The organism is Cellulomonas hominis (assembly GCF_005239125.1).
Classification (GTDB): Bacteria; Actinomycetota; Actinomycetes; order Actinomycetales; family Cellulomonadaceae; genus Cellulomonas; species Cellulomonas hominis_A.
The window spans coordinates 1-8945 of sequence record NZ_SZYE01000166.1 but is presented as its reverse complement, the minus strand read 5'-3'; the positions used below and the strand labels follow the sequence as shown (position 1 = coordinate 8945).

Sequence of the window (8945 nt, the reverse complement as noted above, 5' to 3'; positions counted from 1 at the left end):
TGCACCGTGCATGGTCACAGTTGCGTAACAGAGACGCCGCCGCCCTGTGCCTCATCGCGCCGTGCACCCTACTGTGACCGTGCACAGCGAGGTGAGGGAGCAGGAGCGGGATGACGGAGTTCGGCTGGCCGACGCAGGGGATCTCCTACGGCGGCGACTACAACCCGGAGCAGTGGCCCCGCCACGTCTGGGACGAGGACGTCGCCCTGATGCGCGAGGCGGGCGTGAACCTCGTCAGCGTCGGCATCTTCTCCTGGGCGCTGCTGGAGCCGCGCGAGGGCGAGTACGACTTCGGCTGGCTGGACGACGTGCTCGACCTGCTGCACGCGAACGGCATCGCGGTCGACCTCGGCACGCCGACCGCCGCGCCGCCGGCCTGGTTCTACGCGACCTACCCGCAGGCGCGCGTCGTCACCCGCGAGGGGACGGCGCTCGGCCCGGGCTCGCGCGGCATGGTCTCGCCGTCCTCGCCCGAGTACCGCGCGGCGGCGGCCCGGATCGCGGGCGCGCTCGCCCGCCGGTACGCGGACCACCCCGCCGTCGTGCTGTGGCACGTGCACAACGAGTACGGCGCGCCGGTCGGCGAGGACTTCTCCCCGGCGTCCGTGGCGGCGTTCCGGGCGTGGCTCCGGGAGCGGTACGGCTCGCTCGACGCGCTGAACGCCGCGTGGGGCACCGCGTTCTGGGGCCAGGTCTACGGCGACTGGGAGCACGTCGGCGCCCCGGGCGCCACCGCCTCGACCCCGAACCCGGCGCAGCGGCTCGACTTCGCGCGGTTCACCGACGAGGCGCTGCGGGCATGCTTCCGCGCGGAGCGGGACGCGATCCGCGAGCACGCCGCCCAGCCGGTGACGACGAACTTCATGGCGCACCAGTCGTACAACACGGACCTGTGGCGCTGGGCGCGCGAGGTCGACGTGGTGTCGGACGACCACTACCTCTGGTCGCCGGACGAGGACGCGCACGTCGGCCTGGCGCTGTCGGCGGACCTGACCCGGTCCGTGGCGCGCGGCAAGCCGTGGATCCTGATGGAGCACTCGACGTCGGCGGTGAACTGGCAGGGCCACAACATCGCCAAGCGCCCCGGGGAGATGCACCGCAACGCGCTGACCCACCTGGGGCGCGGCGCCGACGGCATCCTGTTCTTCCAGTGGCGGGCCTCCCGCTCCGGGGCGGAGAAGTTCCACTCGGCGATGCTGCCGCACGCCGGCACCGGGTCCCGGGTGTTCCGCGAGGTGGTCGACCTGGGCGCGAAGCTCGGCCGGCTCGCCGAGGTCAGGGGCTCGCGGGTGCAGGCGGACGTCGCCGTCCTCTACGACTGGGAGTCGCTCTGGGCCCAGGACCTGGAGTGGCGGCCGTCGGACGAGCTCGGGTTCCGCGAGCGGGTCCGCGCGTACTACGAGCGGCTGTGGCGGGACGGCGTGACCGTCGACTTCGCGCACCCCGAGGACGACCTGTCCGGGTACCGCCTGGTGGTCGCGCCGTCGTCGTACCTGGTGACCCAGGCGGCCGGCAAGAACCTGGCGGACTACGTGGCCCAGGGCGGCACGCTGCTGGTGTCCTGCTTCGCCGGCGTCGTGGACGAGCACGACGCGGTGCACGAGGGCGGCTTCGGCGCACCGCTGCGCGCCGCGCTCGGCCTGATGGTCGAGGAGTTCCTGCCGGTCCGCCCGCAGCACGAGGTCGCGGTCGAGCTCGGCGGCGCGACGGTGCCGACCGCCGCGTGGAGCGAGCACCTGGCGCTGGACGGTGCGGAGGTCCGCGGCACCTACCGCGGCGGGCCCGCCGACGGCCTGCCGGCCATCACCCGGCACGCGCACGGCGCCGGTGCGGGCTGGTACGTGAGCACGCGGCTGGGCGTCGACGCGCTGGCCCCGGTGCTCGCCGAGGTCTACGCGGACGCCGGCGTCGTGCCCCCGGGGCTTCCCGAGGGCCTCGAGGTCGTGGTCCGGCGCGGCGACGCCCACGACTACGTGGTCGCGGTGAACCACCGCGACGAGCCGGTCACCCTCGCGGTGCCGGGCGCAGAGCTGCTCTCCGGCACCGACGCCGGGGAGTCGTACGAGGTCGGTGCGGGGGAGGTGGCGGTGCTGCGCACCGCCCGCCCTCAGGGGGGTGGTCGCTGACCGCACGACCGAGGCTGCGCACCTCCCCGCCGGGTCCCTCCGGCGGACGGGGCGGTGCGGCAGCCGGCATCCGCGGGGACGCACCGTGCGCCCCCGCACCCACCACGGGTCGCGACGACGCGATCGACGCGCACGCGGCGGCCCTCCCGGAAAGGACGACACATGCGCAGGCACTTCGCAGCCGGCGTCGCCGCAGTGGCGACGGTGGCTCTCCTGGCCGCGTGCAGCGGCGACCCCGCCCCCGCCACGACGGCCGACGGCGGCACCGCCGCGGCGGGCTCGGGCGGCGAGCTCGTGATCTGGTCGGACGCCGAGCGCGCCGAGGCGATCAAGAACGCCGCGGCGGACTTCGAGGCGGACAGCGGCGCGACCGTCACGGTCGTGCAGAAGAACTTCGAGGACCTGCGGGCGGACTTCCTCGCGCAGGTCCCGACGGGCGAGGGCCCGGACATCACCGTCGGCGCGCACGACTGGCTGGGCGAGTTCGTCGAGTCCGGCGTGGTCGACACGATCAGCCTCGGCTCGCGCGCCGACGACTTCGAGCAGGTCACGCTCGACGCCTTCACCTACGACGGCCAGCTCTACGCCCTGCCGTACGCGCAGGAGTCGGTCGCGCTGATCCAGAACACCGCGCTGGTCGGCGAGACGGCCCCGCAGACGTTCGACGAGATGATCCGGATGGCCACGGACGCCGGGTTCGGCGACCGGCCGTTCATCCTCTACACGAACGGCGCCGAGGGGGACATGTACACGTCGTACGCGTTCCAGACCTCGTTCGGCGCCCCGGTGTTCGTCCAGGAGGAGGACGGGTCGTACACGTCCGAGGTCGGCATGGGCAGCGACGCCGGCCTGGCCTACGCCCGGTGGATCCACGACAACGGCTCGGCCGGCACCGGCTACTTCACCGACACCGTCGACTACGACATCGGCAACGAGCTGTTCGCGACCGGTCAGAGCCCGTTCATCATCCAGGGCCCGTGGACCATCCCCACGTACCAGGACGCGGGCGTCGAGGTCGCGGTCAACCCGATCCCGTCCGCCGGGGGCGGCACCGCGGCGCCGTTCGTCGGCGTGCAGGGCTTCTACCTGTCGGCGCAGTCGTCGAACGCGCTGCTCGCGAACGACTTCCTCGCCAACTACGTCGCCACCGACGAGGCGCAGCAGGCGCTGTACGACGCGGACCCGCGCATCCCGGCGCTCACCGCGGTCGCCGAGCAGGTCAGCGACGACCCGGTCATCGCCGGGTTCCTCGCCTCGGCGCAGAACGGCGTGCCGATGCCCAACATCCCCGAGATGGGCGCCGTCTGGGACTTCTGGAACGCGGCGCAGATCGCGCTGATCACCGGCCAGGACCCGGACAGCACCTGGACCTCGATGGTCACCAGCGTGGAGCAGGCGATCGGCTGACCCGCGCGGCGCGGGCGGGGCGAGCACCCCGCCCGCGCCACCGGCACCCCACCCCACCCCGCACGAGGAGCAACGATGTCCGTGGGCACGAGCACCGCCGAGCACCCGCCCGGCATCCCGCCCGACCGGTCCGGCGAGCCGGGCGCCCCCGCGCCCCGCGAGTCGCACGCGCGCGACTGGCGCGGCCTCGGCTGGGGCTTCGTCGTGAAGCTCGCGCTGATGGCGGCGGTGAACGCGGGCGGTGTGCTCGCGATCCTCTCGGCCTACCGCGCGGGCGCGTGGGTGGTCCTCGCGGCGCTCGTCGTCCTGCTCGCCGCGGCGGACTGGATCTACTTCGCCCGCCGGGCCCTGCCGCTGAAGTACCTGTTCCCCGGCCTGGTGTTCCTGGCCGTGTTCCAGATGTTCACCCTGCTCTACACCGGCTACGTGGCCTTCACGAACTACGGCACCGGCCACCTCGGCAGCATGCAGCAGGCCGTCGACGCCGCCCTGATCCAGGACGAGCGCCAGGTCGAGGGCTCGCCGGAGTACCCGCTCGCGGTGGTCCGCGACGGCGACGCGCTCGGGTTCGCGGTGAACGACGACGGCACCGTCCGGGTCGGCACCGCCGAGGAGCCGCTGGACGCGGTCGGCGGTGCGCAGGTCGACGACCGCGGGACGCCCGTCGCGGTGCCCGGCTGGGAGGTCGTGCCCCGGGCCCAGCTGTACGCGGACGCCGACCTGCAGGCCGAGGTCGTCGCGCTGCGCGTCCCGGTGTCCGACGACGCCGAGGACGGCTCGCTGCGCACCCGCGAGGGCTCGACGGCCGCGGTGTACACCTCACGGCTGGTCTGGGACCCCGACGCGCAGACCATCACCAACACGGAGACCGGCGCCGTCTACAGCCCGAGCGACCGCGGCCAGTTCGTCACCGAGGACGGCGAGCGGCTGGCGGCCGGCTGGTACGTCGACGTCGGGTTCGACAACTTCGTCCGGGCGTTCACCGACGCGAGCTACGCCGGGCCGCTGCTCAGGGTCGCGGTGTGGACGTTCGCGTTCGCGATCCTCACCGTGCTCACCAGCTTCGGGCTGGGCCTGCTGTTCGCGCTGATCTACAACGACCCGCGGATCCGCGGCCGCAAGGTGCTGCGGACGCTGTTCATCCTGCCGTACGCGTTCCCGGCGTTCATGTCCGCCCTGCTGTGGCGCGGGATGCTCAACTCCGAGTTCGGCGTCATCAACGACTGGTTCTTCTTCGGCGCCGACATCGGCTGGCTGTCGGACCCCTGGCTGGCGAAGGCCGCGATCCTCTGGGTCAACCTCTGGCTGAGCTACCCGTACTGGTTCCTGGTCACGACGGGCGCGCTGCAGGCGCTGCCGGGCGACGTGATGGAGGCGGCCCGGGTCGACGGCGCCGGCCGCTGGCGGCAGTTCCGGTCGATCACGCTGCCCATGCTGCTCGTGTCGACCGCCCCGCTCGCGATCGCGTCGTTCGCCTTCAACTTCAACAACTTCACGATCATCTACATGCTCACCGGCGGCGGCCCGGCCTTCCCGGGGGTCAGCACGCCGATGGGGTCGACGGACATCCTGATCTCCGCGATCTACCAGATCTCCGGGGTGTCGGGCGGCCGCGCCGACTACGGGCTGGCGAGCGCGCTGTCGATCGTGGTGTTCGTCGTGATCGGCGTCGTCTCCGGCCTGGCGTTCCGCCGGACCCGCAAGCTCGAGGAGATCTGAGATGGCTCTCGCGAACCCCGCGCAGCGGACCGCCGCACCCGCCCCCGGCCGCCCGACCCGCGTCCGTCGCGCCCGGTGGTGGGCGGAGACCGGCTGGAAGTACCCCGTCGGCCTCGTCATCGTGTTCTACGCGGTGTTCCCGCTGGTGTACGCGCTGTCCGCGGCGCTCGACCCCGCCGGTTCGCTCGCCGGGTCGAGCACGCTGTTCCGCCGGATCGGCCTGGACAACTTCCTGGCCCTGGGCGACACGCTGTACTGGACCTGGGTGGGCAACACCCTGCTGATCGGCGGCGTCGCGGCGTTCGGCGCCGTGCTGATGGGCGCGGCCGCGGCGTACGCGTTCTCCCGGTTCCGGTTCCAGGGGCGGCGCGCGTCGCTCACGTCGCTGCTGATCATCCAGATGTTCCCGCAGACCGTCGCGTTCGTGGCCGTGTTCCTGCTGCTCATCTCGCTCGGGAACGTGATCCCGGCGCTCGGCGTGAACTCCCGGGTCGCGCTGATCTGCGTCTACCTGGGCGGCGCGCTCGGGGCCAACACGTTCCTGATGTACGGCTTCTTCAACTCCGTGCCGCGCGAGATCGACGAGGCGGCGCGCATCGACGGCGCCACGCACGCCCAGATCTACTGGCGGCTGATCATGCCGCTGGTCACGCCGATCCTCGCGGTGGTGGCGCTGCTGGCGTTCATCTCCGCGTTCGGCGACTTCATCCTGGCGCGCATCGTCCTGACGAGCGAGGAGAACTGGACGCTGGCGGTCGGCATGTACCAGTGGGTGTCCAACCAGCTCACCTCGCGCTGGGGCCTGTTCGCGGCGGGCGCGGTCGTCGGCTCGATCCCGGTGCTGGCGCTGTTCCTCTCGCTGCAGCGGTACATCGTCGGCGGGCTGTCGGCGGGCTCGGTCAAGGGCTGATCGCCGCGGCCCCGGGACCGTCCCGGGGCGCGCGGCCCCGCCGGGCACGGACGCCCGGCGGCAGGGGGACCACGGACGGACCCGCGGGCGCGCGCTCCGGCGCGCCCGCACCACGGCGATCCAGGGAGGACCGGTCGATGAGGACGGGACCACGACGGCGGGGTGCGCGCACGGTGGCGCTGGCCGCGGTGCTGACGATGACGGGGGTGGCGGGCGTGACGGGAGCCGCGGGCGGGGTGGCCAGCGCCGACGAACCGGTGCCGGTCGAGGCGGGCATCACGGTGCCGCGCGTCGACGGCATGGGGGAGGACTGGATCAACGGCGCCGACTTCTCCAGCGTCCTGTCGCTCGAGGAGTCCGGCGTGGTGTTCCGCGACGGGGCGGGTCGGCCGGCGGACGTGTTCGAGGTCCTCGCGGACGCCGGCGTCAACTACGCCCGCATCCGGGTGTGGAACGAGCCGTACACCAGCGCGGACCCCGCCCTCGGCTACGGCGGGGGGAACGTGGACGCCGCGCGCGCCGTCGAGATCGGGCGCCGGGCGACCGCGGCCGGCATGCGCGTGCTCGTCGACTTCCACTACTCCGACTTCTGGGCGCACCCCGGCCAGCAGAGGTCGCCCCGGGCGTGGGCCGGGCTCGACCTCGACCAGCGGGTCGCGGCGCTGAAGAGCTACACGGCGGACACGCTGCGGGCCATGGCCGACGCCGGGGTCGACGTCGGGATGGTGCAGATCGGCAACGAGACGACCGGCGGCGAGATCGCCGGCGTCCAGGGCTGGGACAGCACGGCCCGGCTGTTCCAGGCCGGCTCCGAGGCGGTCCGCGGGACCCTCGGACCCGACGTGAAGGTCGCGGTGCACTTCACCAACCCCGAGCGCGCCGGGCAGTACGCGGCGGCCGCGAAGGCCCTGCACGACCGCGGGGTCGACTACGACGTCTTCCTCAGCTCGTACTACGCGTTCTGGCACGGCAGCCTCGCCAACCTCACCGCGGTGCTCGACCAGGTCGCGACGACCTACGACAAGGAGGTCGCGGTCGCGGAGACGTCGTGGGCGTACACCCTCGAGGACGGCGACGGGTACCCGAACGTCATCCGCACCGCGCCGACCGCCTACTCCGCCTCGGTGCAGGGCCAGGCCCTGGCGATCCGCGACGTGATGCAGGCGGTCGCGGACGTCTCCGGCGGGCGCGGCATCGGCACCTTCTACTGGGAGCCCGCGTGGCTGCCCGTCGGCCCGCCCGAGCAGGTGGACGCGAACTGGGACCTGTGGGAGCGGGACGGGTCCGGGTGGGCCACCACCCACTCCCAGGAGTTCTACGACCCGACGGGGGCCCTCGGCGGCGAGTGGGCCGACGAGTACGGCGGCTCCTCGTGGGACAACCAGGCGCTGTTCGCGTTCGACGGCACCCCGCTGGAGTCGCTGCGGGTCTACGAGTACGCGCGCACCGGGTCGGTCGCCCCGCGCCAGGTGGACGCCGTCGAGCAGCCGCGCCTGACCGTCGTCGCCGGCGACGCCGTGCCGCTGCCCGGCACGCTGCGCGTCTCCTACACCGACGGCACCACCGAGGACGAGGCGGTCACCTGGCGGGACGACCCGTCCTGGCTGCTCGACCCCGGCACGTACACCGTCGCCGGCACGACGGCGGGCGGGCACGCCGCCACCGCGACGGTGACGGTGCTGGCCGACGCCGGGCAGGGCGAGAACCTCGTCGTCAACGGCGGGTTCGAGGACGGCGCGGCGCCGTGGACCGGCACCGGCACCGGCTACACGATCAGCTCGACGAACGACCCGTACGCCGGCGAGCGGTCCACCCACTTCTGGGCCGCCGCCCCGTACGCGTTCACGATCGAGCAGACGGTCACCGGCGTGCCGGCCGGGCAGTACCGCCTGTCGGCGCGCGCCCAGGGCGGCGACGCCGGTCCGGCGGACACGATGCAGATCTCCGCCAGCTCCGGCATCTCCTCGGTCACCGCGGACTTCCGGCTGGACGGGTTCGCGAACTGGCAGCACCCGCAGACGGACGTGCTGACCGTCGCCGCCGACGGCGTCGTCGTGGTCTCCGCCTCGCTCACGCTGTCCGGCGGGGCGTGGGGGTCGCTCGACGCGTTCGAGCTGGTCGCGGTGCCCGGCACCACCGCCGCCGACACCGCCGTGCTGCGCGGCCTCGCGGAGCGCGCGGCCGGGGTCGACCGCGCGCGGTACACGGTCGACTCGGTCGCCGCCCTCGACGCGGCGGCGGGCCGGGCGGCCTTCGTGCTCCGGGCCGCGGCCCCCGGGCAGGCGACCGTCGACGGCGCGGTGGCGGCGCTGACCGCCGCGCTGGACGGGTTGGTCGCGCTCCCCGGCACGACGCCCCCGGGCCCGACCACGCCGCCCACCCCGGGGCCGACGCCGCCGCCCGCGGCGGACGCCCCGGCCGGCAGCGTGTCCGCGACCACCGTCCGGGCCGGCGGCACGGTGACGCTCACGCTCACCGGCCTGCCCGGCGAGCAGGTGGAGGTCGGCGTCGCGTCCGTGTACCAGCGGCTCGCCACCGTCGGGCTGGTGGACGGCGGCGCGACCGTCACCGTCACGATCCCCGCCGACCTCGCGCCGGGCCTGCACCACCTGCAGGTGCGGGACGCCGCGGGGGCGGTGCTGCTCGCGCTGCCGATCACGGTCCTCGCCGCGGACGGCGCGGACGCCGCGTCCGGCGGGCTCGCCGCCACCGGCGCCGCCGGGGCGGGGCTCGCGCTGGCGACGGCCCTGGCGCTCGTCGGCGCCGGCGCGCTGCTGGTGACC

General features: G+C 74.0%; 5 protein-coding genes. All 5 read left to right on the top strand.

What is annotated here, in order from left to right; all coding sequences use genetic code 11:
• Window positions 1–110 precede the first annotated feature (110 nt).
• A complete protein-coding gene (locus FA014_RS15745) occupies window positions 111–2126 on the top strand; it encodes a beta-galactosidase (RefSeq protein ID WP_154730598.1) in 2016 nt (671 codons plus the stop codon).
• Between the two features lie 162 nt (window positions 2127–2288).
• Window positions 2289–3533, top strand: a complete 1245-nt coding sequence (locus tag FA014_RS15740; protein WP_154730597.1) for a sugar ABC transporter substrate-binding protein — start codon at window positions 2289–2291, stop codon at window positions 3531–3533.
• Between the two features lie 75 nt (window positions 3534–3608).
• Entirely contained in the window at window positions 3609–5252 is a 1644-nt protein-coding gene (locus FA014_RS15735) for an ABC transporter permease subunit (protein WP_154730596.1), read from the top strand.
• A gap of 1 nt (window position 5253) precedes the next feature.
• On the top strand, window positions 5254–6162 hold the full coding sequence (locus tag FA014_RS15730) for a sugar ABC transporter permease (RefSeq protein WP_154730595.1): 909 nt from the start codon (window positions 5254–5256) through the stop codon (window positions 6160–6162).
• Between the two features lie 137 nt (window positions 6163–6299).
• Window positions 6300–8945: glycosyl hydrolase 53 family protein (locus FA014_RS15725; RefSeq protein WP_230323241.1), on the top strand; the 2646-nt coding region annotated here is incomplete at its 3' end.